Raw genomic sequence first — 15,081 nt, 5'->3', positions numbered from 1 at the left:
GCCCCACGCGCCCTGCGTTCTTTTTCATCGGTTAGCGACAATAGGGAAATACCATGGAGACACCATTAACCGCGCTGCAACAGGCTTACCTCCTCGGCCGCAGCGAACAGTGGCCGCTCGGCGGCGTGGCAATGCACGATTTCCGCGAATACCGCGGTCAACGGCTGGATCTGGCGCGGCTGGAAACCCGGCTGGCCGAATTGGTGCAGCACTATCCCGCGCTGCGTACCTGCCTCGATCCCCAGCGTTTCACCCAGCGCGTACGGCCGGAAACCACGCTGAACCTGGATCGGTACGATCTGCGTTCGCTGGAGCATGATGCGGCGCAGCAACGGCTGGCCGCCCTGCACGAGCAGTATTCGCACCAGCGCCACGATCCCGCTCAGCCACTGTGGCGCATTGCCGCCATTCAGTTGCCGGAGACGCAGGACGCCATCGGGCGCTACGACACCCTGATTTTCACCAGCTTCGACGCGCTGATCCTCGATGGTCAGGGCATCGCCACCCTGATAGCCCGGCTGTTCGATGACGCTCCGTTGCCGCCAATCGTACCGGCCAGCTCGCCGGCCGCCGCAACGGCAGAACAACGCCAGGCCGACGCCGCCTATTGGCAGACCCAACTGCAGGACGTCACTACGCCTTCGGCGTTGCCGTGGCGCGCCCCGCTGGCCAACATCAAAAGCTCTCGCTACCGGCGCGCCAGCCTGACCCTGCCGCGCGAAGTGCTAAAAACCTTCTCACGCCTGGGCTCTGCCCATTCGCTGCTGCGCAACAGCGCCCTTTCGGCGGTGATCCTCGATACGCTGGCGCAGTGGACCCCCGACGGCGAGCTGTGCGTGGGCGTGCCGGTGGCGTTTCCTGCTGCTGGGGGTTCGCTCGGTAACGCGTCCACCTTTGTGGCCGTGCGTTATTCGCGCGCGGGCGGTACCTTTGTCAGCCGCGCGCAGGCACTGCAAGACGACATACTGGGCGCTCTCGATCACCTGACGTTTTCCGGCGTTGATCTGGCGCGGCAGTTGCTGAACCGCAGCCAGGGTGCCCCGGCGCTGCCGGTCATTCTCACCAACTGCCTAAGCTGGGAGACGCTGCCGGCCGGCGCACCGGTCCGCTACCACGACGGCCTGACCCAAACGCCGCAGGTCGCGATCGATATCCGTCTGACGCAGGACGCCGACAAAAATCTGCAACTGTGCGTCGATTACGCCGAACAGGCGCTGGACGGCGAACAGGTGCAGGCGATGCTGGACGCCCTGCAACGCCGCGTGGTGCAAATGTGCCAGGACAGCGATCTGGAGATCGCCCCGGCGCGCTTTATCGATTACCGACACTATCGCCATAACCACGGCGAAGCGGCATTCATCGCTTATCCCTACCTGGCGCAGCTGGCCGAACGGCTGTTTAACGACCCACAGCCGCGACCGGCGCTGATCTGCGATGAGCAGACCCTGTCTTACCCTGAGTTGGGTCGCCAGGTCGGGGCCGTAATGGCCAACCTGCAACGGCGCAATCTGGGGCGCGGCAGCGTGCTGGCGCTGTATCTGGCGCGCAGCCCGGAACACGTGACTATCTCCCTGGCCTGTGCGCTGCTGGGGGTTATCTGGGTGCCGATCGACATCAACTCGCCTCCGGAACGCACCGCCTATCTGCTGAGCAACTGCCGGCCAGATCTGGTGGTGCATCAGGGCGAGCTGGATACCCCGCACGGAGTGACGCCGACAGAGTTGCTCGATCCGGCCGCAGGCACGCCTGAACTGCCGGACGACCAGACGCTGGCGGAACGCAGTGCAAGCACCGAGGCCGGCTATTACCTGTATACCTCCGGTACCACCGGCAAACCCAAATGCGTGGTGCTCAACAACCGCGCCACCGCCAACGTGGTTGGGCAGACGTTGCAACGCTGGGCGGTCACCGCCGATGATGTGTTTATCTCCGTGACGCCGCCGCACCACGATATGTCGATGTTTGACCTGTTCGGCTCGCTCAGCGCCGGTGCAACGTTGGTTCTGCCCGCGCCGCATCAGGAAAAAGACGCCATCAGTTGGAACCAGTTGGTGGAGCGCCACCGCGTCAGCCTATGGTGTTCCGTGCCCGCAATCCTGGAAATGCTGCTCACCTGTAAAACGGCCGACAGCCTGCGCTCACTGCGGCTGGTGGCTCAGGGCGGCGATTACATCAAACCGGCAACGGTGCAGACGTTGCGTAGCCTGCGCCCGGACATCAGCCTGTTCTCACTCGGCGGCCCGACAGAAACCACTATCTGGAGCATCTGGCACCCGATTGCAGCGCAGGACACCGGCACCGTGCCCTACGGCCAGCCATTGCCGGGCAACCAATACTTTATTTGCCATGACGACGGCACGCACTGCCCGGCCGGCGTGGTGGGCCGCATTCATACGGCGGGGGTGAATCTGGCGTTAGGCTATCTGGAAGACGGTGAAGTGAAGCAACATGACTTCGTCTCGTTGAATGGCCCCGACGGGCAACCGCTGCGGGCCTTCCGCACCGGCGATCAGGGCTACTATCGCCCGGACGGCAACATTTTGTTCGCCAGCCGGGTGAACGGCTATGTGAAAATCCGCGGCGTGCGCGTGTCGCTGCCGGAGATCGAAGACGTACTGCGTGGGCATGAGGCGATTCAGGACATCGTGGTGGTGGATTATCCTAGCGGGGAAAATGCCGAATCGACGCTGGGCGCGATGTACCTTACCCGCGACGGCAAGCCGCTGTCGCTGGCGGATATTCGCGCCTTCTCGACCGGCTATCTGCCTTGTACACATATCCCGACGCGCTTTATCCACGCCGAAACGCTGCCGCTCTCCGGCAACGGAAAAACCGACCGTCATGCTATTCGCAGCACGCTCGGGGCCGGGCGGGCGGCTCCCGGGTTGAACGCCTGTGCAGCACCTTTGCCGAGCGCGCCGCCGGCGCAGAGCGGCAAAATTCTGACCATCTATCTGCAGGCCATCGGCGCGGCGCCGCGTCCTGAGTGGGGGGAGGAAACCGCCTTTATCAGCATGGGGCTGAAACTGCCGCATATCCGCCAGGTGGCCGCACAGCTTAATGACGCCTTTGGCACCCAACTGCCGCCAACGGTGCTGATCCCCTGCAAAAATGCACGGGAGGTCGCAGCGCTGCTGGCCCGTTAACCGTCAATCCCCTACGGGCAGGGTCATCCCCTGCCCGCTTTCATCAGGCGGGCACCGCCACCAGTTCGCCGATCGCCACCTCCAACGCCCCTTCCCGTAACGCGCGCTGCAAAAAGTCCTGCAAGGCGCTTCGGTAGTTGGCCGCCCCGTTGGTGGGAAACTGCTGCACAAAGACATCGATATCCAAATGCAGATCGCCGGCGTCAGTGCCGCCACGGAAGATCAGGTTAATCCCGTCGCCGGCACCGCCTGCCAGCACCCGGCGCGTGCTGGTACAGCCGCTGAAACCGGCCGAGTCAAATGGCTGAACGTTGATAAACGGAGAAATAAACAGACGAGAGGCGGGCGTCACGCCGCGATCGGCGGCAATCTGCCGCAGGCGATAACCGGCGTGGCTGCGCAGTTCACGCAGCGTCAGCGTCACGCCGGACAGGAAATGCCCCAGCGTCTCTTCCGCACGCAGTGAAACCAAAAACGGCAGCGTATTGACCGCCAAAGCCGGCGTATTGGTCGCTTTGCTGCTGCGACGATTCATCGCCGGCATCCACAGGGTCCGCGTATCCCCTCTTTCATGCGGTAAAGGCGGCAACGTAAAAAACAGCCAGGCGGCGGACAGAGCCAGCAGCAGATCGGGCCAGCCGATACCGCTGTGTTCGGACAACAGACGCAGCCGCCGTGAAATGTCTTCCGGCAGCGGAGTGCTGGTGCTCAGGCATTTCACGCCATATTCCCGGCCGCCTTTACGCACCGTCGGCAGCACCTGCGACGGCGGTAAATAACGCTGCCAGAACCGGCGATCCTTGTCGCAGCGTTCGGAAGCCCCGTAGGCCAGCTCATGTTGCTGGAACGCGCTGAAGGCGCCCAATGCTTGTCCCGCCGTACCCTTGCCGAGAAAATGCGCGTACAGCGTAGCGCAGCGATGCTCGACCAGCGCCATGCCGTAACCATCGATAATGATATGGTGAGCACGCAGGTACCAGAGATAGCGCGTCGTCCCCAGAGTGAGCAACCACACGGCCGCCATCGGTTGGGTATGCAGATCCATCGGCTGCTCGGCATCGGCCTGCATCAGCCGCATCGCGGCCTGATAAGGGTCGGGATGATCCTGCAAATCAATACGCTTCAGGCGCGGAACCCGTTCGGGATCGTAGCGCTGCATCGGCAACCGATCGCCTCTGCGGGTGCCAAACCGCAGCGCAAACGCCTGCGTTTCTGCGACAGTGAGGGTTATCGCCCGACACAGTGCCGCCTCGTCCACCGCTCCGCGCAATTCGGTGACGTGAGCGACGGTGGAAAAGGGCTGCCCGGGGTGCAAGCTAAACTCCTCCCAGAAGTCTAACTGCGCCGGCGACAGCGGCAGCCATTCAGTAGCCAAAAGGGTTTCCGACATGTTACCTACCTTTGATATGCGACATGGAGACCAGGAAAACGACGGCCGCAACGCGCTGAAAGTGTTTCAATATGGTTACAAATGAAAATGATAATAACACTTATTATCATTTTCATAAATATAGAACAACCGGTTAATGCGTGTCGGATAAGGGGATTGTCGAGGCAAAAAACGTTCGCCGGCGGCGGTGGAAATGTTGGCGGCCAGCGTAATAACCGGAAAGGAATCCGCCACAGCCAGTTCCCAGATCCGCAAAGCCTCATTATAGTTAAACCGGGGGCTGCCTGAATGCCACTGCGGCGGCAGTGTCCCCCATCAACCTGAGGGAGCTATCACTTTTATGCTTTTAAAACAAACAACTGCAGGCCTGCTATTGGCGGGAACCAGCCTGTTGGCGGCGAGCAGCGCGCTGGCGGCTTCCGATACGCTGGTCTATTGCACGGTCGCCTCACCGGAGTCTTTCAATCCGCAACTCGCCAGCTCCGGGCCGACGTTTATCGCCACCTCGCAGGTGCTGTATAACCGCCTGCTGACGCTGCGCGAAAGCGATAAAACCCCTGCCCCCTCGCTGGCCACCGAGTGGACCATCAGCCCGGATGGCAAAACCTACACCTTTACGCTGCGCAAGGGCGTGAAATTCAACAGCAACAAATACTTCACCCCGACGCGCGACTTCAACGCCGAGGACGTGGTGTTCACCGTGATGCGCCAAAAAGACGCCAATCATCCGTACCACAAGGTGTCCGGCGGTAACTACGAGTACTTTACCGACACCGGGCTGGACAAGCTGATTACCCACGTCGAAGCGGTAGATAACGACCACGTGCGCTTTACGCTCAGCCAGCCCAACGCCGCGTTTTTGGCCGACTGGACGATGGATTTCGCCTCGATTCTTTCCGCAGAATATGCCGACGCCATGCTGAAGAAAGGCACGCCGGAATACGTGGATAACTGGCCTATCGGCACCGGCCCGTTCGCGTTGCAACAGTACAAGCAGGATTCGCTGATCCGCTACGTGGCCAACCCGCATTACTGGCAAGGCGAGGTGGCCAGCAAACACCTGATCTTCTCTATCACGCCGGATGCGCAGACCCGGGTGGCCAAGCTGAAAACCAATGAGTGCCAGATCATTCCCGCCCCACTGCCGGAGCAGTTCGACGCTATCAAGAGCGACAAAAACCTGCAACTGCACAACATCAACGGCCTGAACGTCGGCTATCTGGCGTTCAATACTCAGAAGAAACCTTTTGATAATGTGCTGGTTCGCCAGGCACTGAGCTATGCGGTGGACAAGAAGGCGATTGTCGCGGCGGTGTTCAAAGACAGCGGTACGCCGGCCTATTCGGTGCTGCCGCCGGCGATGCTGGGCTACAACGACAAGCTGCCGGAATATACTTACGATCCACAGAAGGCCCGTGATCTGCTGAAACAGGCCGGGCTGGAAAAAGGGTTTGAAACCGACATCTGGTCAATGCCGGTGGCGCGGCCATACAACCCTAATTCGCGACGCATTGCCGAGATGATCCAGAGCGATTGGGCGAAAGTGGGCGTGAAGGCCAAAATCGTCACCTGGGAATGGGGCCAGTACCTGGCCGGGCTGCGCAAAGGGGAACAGCAGAGCGCACTGTATGGCTGGATGTCGGATAACGGCGACCCGGACAACTTCGCCACGCTGCTCGGCTGCGCCGGCGTGCAAACCGGCGCCAACATAGCCCGCTGGTGCGACAAAGGTTACGATCGGTTGATCCAGCAGGCGATTCAGGTGAGCACCCCGGCAGAACGCGCCAAGCTTTATCAGCAAGCGCAGGTGATTTTTGCCGAACAGGCCCCGCTGCTGCCGCTGGCTAACGGCAAGGTGTTCTACGCCACCCGCAGCAATGTCAGCGGCTATGTGGTTGACGTGAACGGCAGTGACTTCGCCAAGGCGAAGGTGAACTAAGCCAAGGCGCCGGGATAAATTCAAACCCGGCGCTTTCCTCCCTTGTAACATTTCGTTACTCTCAATGCCTATCGAATCTCACCTTAGCAAGGCAAACCCAGTGCAGAAAACATTTATGCCGATGCAGATCCGTCTGCACTGGCTGGTCGCTATCCTGTTGGTCATCACCTGCGCCACAATTGAGTTGAGAGGCATTGCCGAACCGGGCACGCCGATGTGGTATCTGCTGGTGGTCACCCACTTCAGCTGCGGGGTGACGGTTTTCGTCTTGATGATCGCTCGTCTGATCCTGCGCTCGCGTCACGCCTCCCCCGCCATCAGCCCGAAACCGCCAAAATGGCAAACCGGCGCGGCGCATCTGGTGCATACCCTGATTTACCTGCTGCTGCTGACGCTGCCGGTTCTGGGCGTCTATTCCCGCTATCTGGGCGGCAAAGAGTGGTTTTTATTCGGCCTGCCGATGCCGTTTGCCGAGATTGCCGACCGGCCGCAGGCGCGGACGATTATCGGCTGGCACAAGACGCTGGCCGCTTTCGGTTATTGGCTGATTGGTTTGCACGCCGCTGCGGCGCTGATCCATCATTATGCCTTTAAGGACAATACCTTGGTGAGAATGCTGCCGCTGTTTAAAAAGCGTTAACCCAGGGGCAACAAGATAATAATAAGCCTGTATATATAAGCCAATGGAAATAATACATTGGCTTATTAAGCCCACTATGACTTCGATAAAATAAAAATTTCACCCATTGTGTTGTATCTATCCCGGATATTGACTAAGGTTATCCATACAGTTCATACGCCCGAAAGTTAATAACGATAATCACACGTCAGTTTATTTAAAATTTATGTCCTCATCTTAAAAACGCCAGTTATTTTTCTGGGCAACGATGCCATGCCATGTGTTCATACAAGGCGATTTAGTGCTGCCCATGATTTCATTAATTAAATTTCATCGACTACACACACGGGAAAATTAATATTATTTTCCCACTCATAAAAGTCTGGAGAAAAGTAATGAAAATAATGACTGGCGTTATTCTACCCACAGTTGCGGCCCTCGCTTTTGCCGGTATGGCGCAAGCGGAAGACAGCGTAAAACCTATGACCGGCAAAGCACAGGTGACGTTGGAACATGTGCACGCCGTGCAAGAAAATGGCAGCCCCGCGCCCCAGCACGATGCCGCCTGTATGAAACAGCTTTCGAAACCTGAATCCAAGTATGTCGGGATGAAAGTGACCAGCGAATACACCATCGATACCGCTTCGTTAATGATGTCCGCAAAATCCATGCTGCCCTCCCCGAATACCCTGCAACCGCTAGAACTTACGGTTGATTTGTCCCCGTTGGGCATGGCGGGTGTTTATGCGTTCGGCGCATTCAAACCGAGTTCTTTGCCGCAGGATTATGTTTATTTCACTATCGACAAAGACTATAAAAACCCGGTCAGTACCTTTATGATCATTAATAAAGATGAAAAATATAACTGCGTAATTTCCAGCTCTAACAAGGCAATGAGCAAAGAACAGCGCAGCCACCTTGTTGTTAAGCAATAACCGCGACTATTCATTAGATAATAATGGGGGTGCGGGTAGTTAACTGCCCTCCCCCATATTTATATCTGCTGTTTTCATCCGTGTTAAACAGTGCCGAATTCTGATGCAGAATGACCGCCCTACTCATGCTTATATACAGGTTCAGAGTATCTTGAAGGCCATATCTCCGCAGGGGCAAATTCAAAGCTTCGGCTATCAGCTTGTTATCTGATGCGCCTACTATCCCATTTTGGGATAATGGCAGATATTCGATTTTGGGATATCACTCGCGGAAAACGCCATGACTTCAGTTTATCCAACCGAGTATCAATTAGTTATAAAAATACTTCGGGATGCTCGTATAGAAAAAGGCATCACTCAGGCCAAACTGGCCGAGGCGCTGGGCCGCCCGCAGTCGTTTATCGCCAAGGTTGAAAACGGCGAGCGCAAGCTGGATGTGGTTGAGTTTGCTGTGATGGCACGGCTGCTTGGGGTGGATGCAGGGGCAGTTATGAAACGGATTGGAACTATTAATAGATAATATAAAATGCTAACATTCGCTTACACCTAAATGTGTTCGATAAATACATGATAAGAATTAGTATATTTGGTTGTTGTTAACAAAACACATTTTTTCTTATAGCATTTGCGAATTAACTCACCTTAATATATAAATAAAAATCAAATAGAACATAATCTGGAAGAAAAACATGAAAGAAAGTTGGCGTACACGCAAAGAGTCCCCTTTGTCGCAATGGAATGAGTGGGCCCGCGATAGAGCAAGAATCATTCACTCAGCATCATTTAGACGTTTACAAGGTAAAACACAAGTCTTGGGAGTAGGCGAGAGTGATTTCTATCGGACGCGACTAACTCACTCTCTCGAAGTTGCTCAAATAGGAAGTGGAATAGTTGCAAACCTGAATAAGAAGTTTGCTAATCAAAAAAAAATATTGAGTTATATACCTGAAGCCAACTTGATTGAAGCACTTGGCTTAGCGCATGATATTGGCCACCCTCCTTTTGGCCATAAAGGGGAAGCTGCTCTATATCAAAAAATGAAATTATTCGGTGGATTCGAAGGTAATGGTCAAACGCTAAGAATTTGCTCTTTACTTGGAGAAGCTTCAGAGAAGAATGGACTTAATTTATGCCGCCGAACCTTACTTGGTCTACTTAAATATCCAAACACTTACAACAGGCTAAAAGCAAAAAATGAAAACAGCTCAAAAAAACCACCAAAATGTATTATGGATACTGAAGCTAAAACATTGGATTGGATTTTAAATCCATTAAAAACAAAAGATAAAGAATTATTTACTGAAGTATATAACCCAGCCATTAAAAAAAATGACAGTTCTACAACTCATTTAAAGACAAAATTCAAATCTTTTGATTGTAGTATAATGGAGTTATCCGATGATATTGCATATGCTATACATGATCTAGAGGATGCGATTGCATTAAAAATAATCACAAAAGATGCGTATTGTTCATGGCTAGAGAAACAGAGCTTTTCAAATGATTACATTAGTGATGTCGATCATTTATTTGGAGACTCTCATTCAAAAAGAAAACAAGTAATCAGTAAACTTGTCCATAGATTTATAGATAATATAAGTATAAAAAACCAGAATTTATTTCAAGAAAATCTCATTGATCTGCAGGCATTCGCAGATGATGAAATAAAAAATGAGATACAAGAACTTAAAGATTTAACATATACCATGGTAATAAAAAAACACGAAATAAAAACACTAGAATATAAAGGCGGAAAAATAATATCAGATCTTTTCTCAACAATAAATGAAAATCGCGAAGAATTACTACCGGAAAAATACATTTCAAGAATAGAGAAAAATAAATCCACTCCACCTGAGAGATTTGTTTGTGATTTCATTTCAGGAATGACTGACAATTATGCATCATCACTATACGACAGGTTATTTACAACAAATTCTGGCTCAATATTTACTAAGTTATAGTCAAAATCATAGTTATTTCAACATGTGGTGATTAGAATAATAAACTTTGGCACGCTGACTAAACATAACCCACAGCTATTACTACTTTCCACATCAATAGCCTACAAATAAATACCCCTCATTTTCTAGAGACAAAAAGGGCGCAGTTCAATGAACTGCGCCCTTAAATTTAAAACGCGAAACCTGACTTAACTGCGCACCAAATCGTCGCCGTAGCCGATCCACTTGTAGGTGGTCAGTGCGTCCAGCCCCATCGGGCCGCGTGCATGCAGCTTCTGGGTGCTGACCGCCACTTCTGCACCCAGGCCGAACTGGCCGCCGTCGGTGAAGCGGGTGCTGGCGTTAACGTACACCGCCGAGGAATCCACCGCACGCACGAAGTGCTCGGCGCTGCTCAGCGAACGGGTGAGGATCGCATCGGAATGGTTGGTACCGTGGGCGCGGATATGGTCGATGGCTTGATCGATGTCGTCCACCACCAGCACGTTCAGATCCAACGACAGCCATTCATCGTCGTAATCCCCTTCCGCCACGTCCACCACCGTCGCCGGGCCGTTTTGCAGCAGCGGCATGGCGTTCTGCGCCGCATGCAGCGTCACGCCCGCCGCCGCCATCTTGGCGCTCAGCGCCGGCAGGAACTGTTCGGCGATGTTGCGGTTCACCAGCAACGTCTCGAGCGAGTTACAGGCGCTTGGGCGCTGGATTTTGGCACTCTCGATGACCGTCAGCGCCTTGTCGAAATCAACGCTGTCGTCAACGTAGGTATGGCAAACGCCGATACCACCGGTGATCACCGGAATGGTCGACTGCTCGCGGCACAGTTTGTGCAAACCGGCACCGCCGCGTGGGATCAGCATGTCTACGTAGCGATCCAGGCGCAGCAGCTCATTCACCAGCGCGCGATCGGGGCTGTCAATCGCCTGCACCGCCGCAGCCGGCAGGCCGCACTGTTCCAGCGCCTGCTGGATCACCTTCACCGTCGCCAGGTTGGTGTTGTGGGTTTCTTTACCGCCACGCAGGATCACCGCGTTGCCGGTCTTCAGGCACAGGCTGGCGACGTCGATGGTGACGTTCGGCCGCGCTTCATAAATCACGCCGATCACACCGAGCGGCACGCGGCGGCGTTCCAGCTTCAGCCCGCTGTCCAGCAGGCTGCCGTCCAATACGTGGCCGACCGGATCGTTCAGGCGGCATACCTGACGCACATCGTTGGCAATGGCCGCCAGCCGCGCCGGGGTCAACAACAGGCGATCGAGCAACGCTTCGGTCATCCCGGTAGCGCGCGCCTGCGCCATGTCTTGTTCATTGGCCTGCAAAATCACTTCGCTGTTGGCTTCCAGCATGTCGGCCATCACCGACAACACCTGGTTTTTCTTCGCCGTGCTCAGCACCGCCAGTTGCCAGGAGGCCTGTTTGGCGGCCTTCCCCATTTGCTCTAGCATGCTCACTCCTTAGCTCACAATCATGTCGTCGCGGTGCACTACCACCGGGCCGTATTCGTAACCGAGAATTTCGCTGATTTCCTGCGAGTGGTGGCCGGCAATCATGCGCATCGCGTCGCTGTTATAGCGGCTGACGCCGTGCGCCAAATCGCGCCCCGCCAGGTTGCGGATGCGGATCACTTCGCCACGAGAGAAATCGCCCTTCACTTCGCGAACGCCCTTCGGCAGCAACGAGCTGCCGCGCGCCATAATGGCCTCGACCGCGCCGTCGTCCACGGTGATTTCACCGGCCGGCGGTGCGCCGAAGATCCAGCGTTTGCGGTTTTCCAGCGGGGTTTCCAGCGCGTGGAAACGGGTGCCCACCGGTTTGCCTTCAATCACGTCGCCCACCACGCCCGGCTTGCTGCCTGCGGCGATGATCACGTCGATACCGGCGCGGCAGGCCACGTCGGCCGCCTGCAATTTGGTGCCCATGCCGCCTGTGCCCAACCCGGAAACGCTGTCGCCGGCGATGGCGCGCAGCGCGTCGTCAATGCCATGCACTTCGCGGATCAGTTCCGCCTGCGGGTTGTTGCGCGGGTCGGCGGTATACAGGCCTTGTTGATCGGTCAGCAGCAGCAGTTTGTCGGCCCCGGCCAGGATCGCCGCCAGCGCCGACAGGTTGTCGTTGTCGCCCACCTTGATTTCTGCGGTCGCTACCGCGTCATTCTCATTGATTACCGGCACGATACGGTTGTCCAGCAGCGCGGTCATGGTGTCACGCGCGTTGAGGAAGCGTTCGCGGTCTTCCAGATCGGCGCGCGTCAGCAGCATCTGCCCGACGTGGATGCCATAAATGGAGAACAGCTGTTCCCACAGTTGGATCAACCGGCTCTGGCCGACCGCCGCAAGCAGCTGCTTGGAGGCGATGGTGGCGGGGAGTTCGGGGTAGCCCAAATGTTCGCGCCCGGCGGCAATCGCGCCAGAGGTGACAATAACGATGCGGTGACCCGCTGCATGCTGTTGTGCGCACTGGCGTACCAGTTCGACAATATGGGCACGGTTAAGACGCAGCGATCCGCCGGTCAACACGCTGGTGCCCAATTTCACAACCAATGTCTGGCTGCCGTTCATAGTGTTTCTGCCGTGTAAGATGAGAAGGATAATGCAAAGGACTTTGTAACAGGAGAGACGCGTTATGCCAACAGGCACAACGCGAAATCAGCACAATACTGTAGTCAAACGGGGTCAGGCGGAGAGTTTAATCGGTTTTTCTTTGAAATCATCGGCCGGTTCCAGCGCCAGCTCCATCGTCGCCAACAATTCACCCAAGCGACGATGGAAATCACGCAGGGTGGTTTCCAACTTGGTTTTTACTTCAGTATCTTTAATCTTTTCCGGCGTCCAGCGCCCGTCCTTATCAAACAGACCGAACTGATAAGCATAAGTGAAACGCGCCTCTTCAGCATGCAGCTCGATCCACCACCCCCAGAACTCACGCTTCTCTGGCGCGGGTTTGACATTGACGCAAACGGCTAAACAATCAAAGAAAAAACGGTCGTTCTCGCACTGCCCTTCACGCAGGTACGGCCCCAAGCTGGCAAAACGTTTCATTAGTCGGCTTTTAGGGTGACCACTAGGTAACGTCATTCTTTAACCTCCTCAATGTAGACCACTCTTTTTAACAAATTGTTAAAATTTAGCAACAAATTAACGCATTTTATCTTTCATCCAGTGGGCCATTTGCAGCAAGGCCTTGTGGAAACTGCTATACACCGGTGCACGTGGAATAGCAATTAACTTGCCGTCCATCGAGGACGAAGCGATCAGTTGCGCCTCCTCTTTCGGGCTGAGCGGATCCCGATCCCAATAGCCTGCCAACATCGGCGTCGGGCAGCGGCGGCCCAGCAAACCCTGGGTTTTCAGCGAGTAGCTGTTCAGCTCCACCCTCAGCACGTTATCCGAGGCATTGGCCATCCCCATCCGGCTGGCGAGCACGTCCATATACATGTCCGGCACGTCTCGCTGGCGGCCGGCGTCGCATAACAGGCTGTGGACCACCGACCCCAGGCAGGCCACGCCACGCAACCGCTGCGGCTCCAGATAAGCCAGGCGCACCGCCACGTTGGCGCCGAAGCGGAAGCCAAATGCGGTAACGCGCTGATGGTCGATCCAGGGCACCGAAGGCAGTTGGGCAAGCACCTGTTGATGCAGGAAGCTGGAATCCTGCGTCAGCTTCCACTTATAAGAAGAACCGATGGAAGGCATGTCGATGGTCAGCATGGCGATGCCGTGCGGCGCCAGGTACTCGCGGAACAGGCGGTGGTAGTCGGTCTGCAGGGTATCCAGGCTGCCGCACATCAGCACCGTCGGGAACGGCGCCTCGCCCTTCTCCGGCAGGTGCAGGAAGCCGGTAATGCTGCTTCCCCCGTCAATGCGGAACTCCAGCTCTTTGAGCTGATAAGGCAACAACAGCGCAGCCTCTTCGTAGGCGCGGGTGGCGAGCGTCTCGGCCTGTTCGGCCAGTTCGTCACCTTTCAAGTGCGGGTAGCCGGCGATGCTGTAAAAGTTGACGGCATTGAGCCAGTACTGGCCGCCGATCAACGGATCTTGCTGTTCCAGTGCCCGCTGCTGCCAGAGCATGCCCTGACGCACCCACTCGTAGATCCAGTTGCCATTACGGTAACCGATCACGGTATCGAGCAGTTTGTCGTTGGTATGTTCCACGTCGGCGACCGCAATACGCGCCAGCACTTCGTTGATTTCGATCGGATCAACGCCGCGCCAGGCCCACAGCAGCGGGTTGAGCATACGATACCAATTGCTGACGGTGTTGCCTTCCAGCGTGGAGTGCAGATCGGCGCCGGTTTTGTTGCGCGCACGCAGCACCAGCGTCGAGGTCTCGGGGTGTTTAAATGAGGGTTTGAACAGGATTTCAGAAAGGTTGGCTTGTGCCATGGTAACAACAGCCTCCGTAAATCTGGCCGTAGGCCGCAAACAGCCTACTTAACTGGAGGTAGTGTACCTAACTCTGGGGCGATAAACCAAAATAACGAAAACGCCCGGCAGAACCGGGCGTTTTACTGGAGCGAGCGGAGATTAACGGCCGCCGATCGGTGGCACGAAGGTCACCGCCATGTCCCACGGCTGCTCGATCCAGGTATCCTGTGGGATATCGACCACATAGTCGTCCACCAGCGGGCGGCCTGCCGGCTTGGCGAAAATAGTGACGAAATGCGCTTTCGGGTACATGTCGCGGATCGCTTTCGCGGTGCCGCCGGTATCCACCAGATCGTCAACCACGATAAAGCCTTCACCGTCGCCTTCGGCGCGCTTGAGTACCTTCATTTCGCGTTGGTTGTCATGGTCATAGCTGGAAATGCAGACGGTATCCACGTGGCGGATGCCCAATTCGCGCGCCAGTAAGGCCGCCGGCACCAGGCCGCCGCGGCTTACGGCAATAATGCCCGTCCATTGGTCAGCAGGCAGCAGGCGGTGAGCCAGTTTGCGCGCTTGCATTTGCAGCATGTCCCAGGTAACAACGTATTTTTCGCTCATAAAATGGTATCCCAGCCAGCAATGGTGTGGCTTACTCGTGATCAGGGGAAAAAAGGTTGCGCGAGATTATAGAGACTGGTTGAGCCGAATACCAGTTGTACTGTGGAAA

At 55.8% G+C, this 15,081-nt stretch carries 12 protein-coding genes; 6 read left to right on the top strand and 6 right to left on the bottom strand.

Going from position 1 to position 15,081, the window contains the following annotated elements; genetic code table 11:
• Positions 1–53: 53 nt before the first annotated feature.
• Positions 54–3,146 (top strand): amino acid adenylation domain-containing protein, encoded by a 3,093-nt coding sequence (locus SERAS12_RS04615; protein WP_013811651.1) that lies wholly within the window; start codon positions 54–56, stop codon positions 3,144–3,146.
• A 43-nt stretch (positions 3,147–3,189) separates the two neighbouring features.
• Here SERAS12_RS04615 and SERAS12_RS04610 read toward each other — a convergent pair whose 3' ends face one another.
• The gene (locus tag SERAS12_RS04610) at positions 3,190–4,536 is read right to left on the bottom strand and encodes a condensation domain-containing protein (RefSeq protein WP_013811650.1); all 1,347 of its coding nucleotides are present in this window, start codon (positions 4,534–4,536) and stop codon (positions 3,190–3,192) included.
• Positions 4,537–4,876: 340 nt separating this feature from the next.
• Between SERAS12_RS04610 and SERAS12_RS04600 the strand changes: the two genes are divergently transcribed.
• From SERAS12_RS04600 to SERAS12_RS04580, 5 genes are all read left to right on the top strand, one after another.
• Entirely contained in the window at positions 4,877–6,475 is a 1,599-nt protein-coding gene (locus SERAS12_RS04600; RefSeq protein ID WP_013811649.1) for an ABC transporter substrate-binding protein, read from the top strand.
• Between the two features lie 115 nt (positions 6,476–6,590).
• Positions 6,591–7,115, top strand: coding sequence for a cytochrome b561 (cybB, locus tag SERAS12_RS04595; RefSeq protein ID WP_013811648.1), 525 nt, complete (start codon positions 6,591–6,593; stop codon positions 7,113–7,115).
• A gap of 374 nt (positions 7,116–7,489) precedes the next feature.
• Complete coding sequence (locus tag SERAS12_RS04590; RefSeq protein WP_013811647.1) at positions 7,490–8,029, top strand: hypothetical protein; 540 nt, start codon at positions 7,490–7,492, stop codon at positions 8,027–8,029.
• Positions 8,030–8,309: 280 nt separating this feature from the next.
• Positions 8,310–8,549 carry a helix-turn-helix domain-containing protein gene (locus SERAS12_RS04585; RefSeq protein WP_013811646.1) on the top strand — a complete coding sequence of 80 codons (240 nt, stop codon included), beginning with the start codon at positions 8,310–8,312 and terminating at the stop codon, positions 8,547–8,549.
• A 169-nt stretch (positions 8,550–8,718) separates the two neighbouring features.
• Positions 8,719–9,993, top strand: a complete 1,275-nt coding sequence (locus SERAS12_RS04580) for an anti-phage deoxyguanosine triphosphatase (protein WP_013811645.1) — start codon at positions 8,719–8,721, stop codon at positions 9,991–9,993.
• A gap of 188 nt (positions 9,994–10,181) precedes the next feature.
• Here the strand turns inward: SERAS12_RS04580 and proA are convergent, their stop codons facing one another.
• From proA to gpt, 5 genes are all read right to left on the bottom strand, one after another.
• Positions 10,182–11,435, bottom strand: a complete 1,254-nt coding sequence (proA, locus tag SERAS12_RS04575) for a glutamate-5-semialdehyde dehydrogenase (RefSeq protein WP_013811644.1) — start codon at positions 11,433–11,435, stop codon at positions 10,182–10,184.
• A 9-nt stretch (positions 11,436–11,444) separates the two neighbouring features.
• Positions 11,445–12,548 (bottom strand): glutamate 5-kinase, encoded by a 1,104-nt coding sequence (proB, locus tag SERAS12_RS04570; RefSeq protein WP_013811643.1) that lies wholly within the window; start codon positions 12,546–12,548, stop codon positions 11,445–11,447.
• A gap of 114 nt (positions 12,549–12,662) precedes the next feature.
• The gene (gene crl, locus SERAS12_RS04565) at positions 12,663–13,064 is read right to left on the bottom strand and encodes a sigma factor-binding protein Crl (protein WP_004949084.1); all 402 of its coding nucleotides are present in this window, start codon (positions 13,062–13,064) and stop codon (positions 12,663–12,665) included.
• Positions 13,065–13,124: 60 nt separating this feature from the next.
• Positions 13,125–14,372, bottom strand: coding sequence for an esterase FrsA (gene frsA, locus SERAS12_RS04560; protein WP_013811642.1), 1,248 nt, complete (start codon positions 14,370–14,372; stop codon positions 13,125–13,127).
• A gap of 141 nt (positions 14,373–14,513) precedes the next feature.
• Positions 14,514–14,972, bottom strand: coding sequence for a xanthine phosphoribosyltransferase (gpt, locus tag SERAS12_RS04555; RefSeq protein ID WP_004949082.1), 459 nt, complete (start codon positions 14,970–14,972; stop codon positions 14,514–14,516).
• Between the last annotated feature and the right edge of the window lie 109 nt (positions 14,973–15,081).

Origin of the sequence: Serratia sp. AS12 (genome assembly GCF_000214195.1) — a bacterium.
GTDB classification, from domain to species: domain Bacteria; phylum Pseudomonadota; class Gammaproteobacteria; order Enterobacterales; family Enterobacteriaceae; genus Serratia; species Serratia plymuthica.
This window is presented reverse-complemented; position numbering and strand designations above follow the sequence as displayed.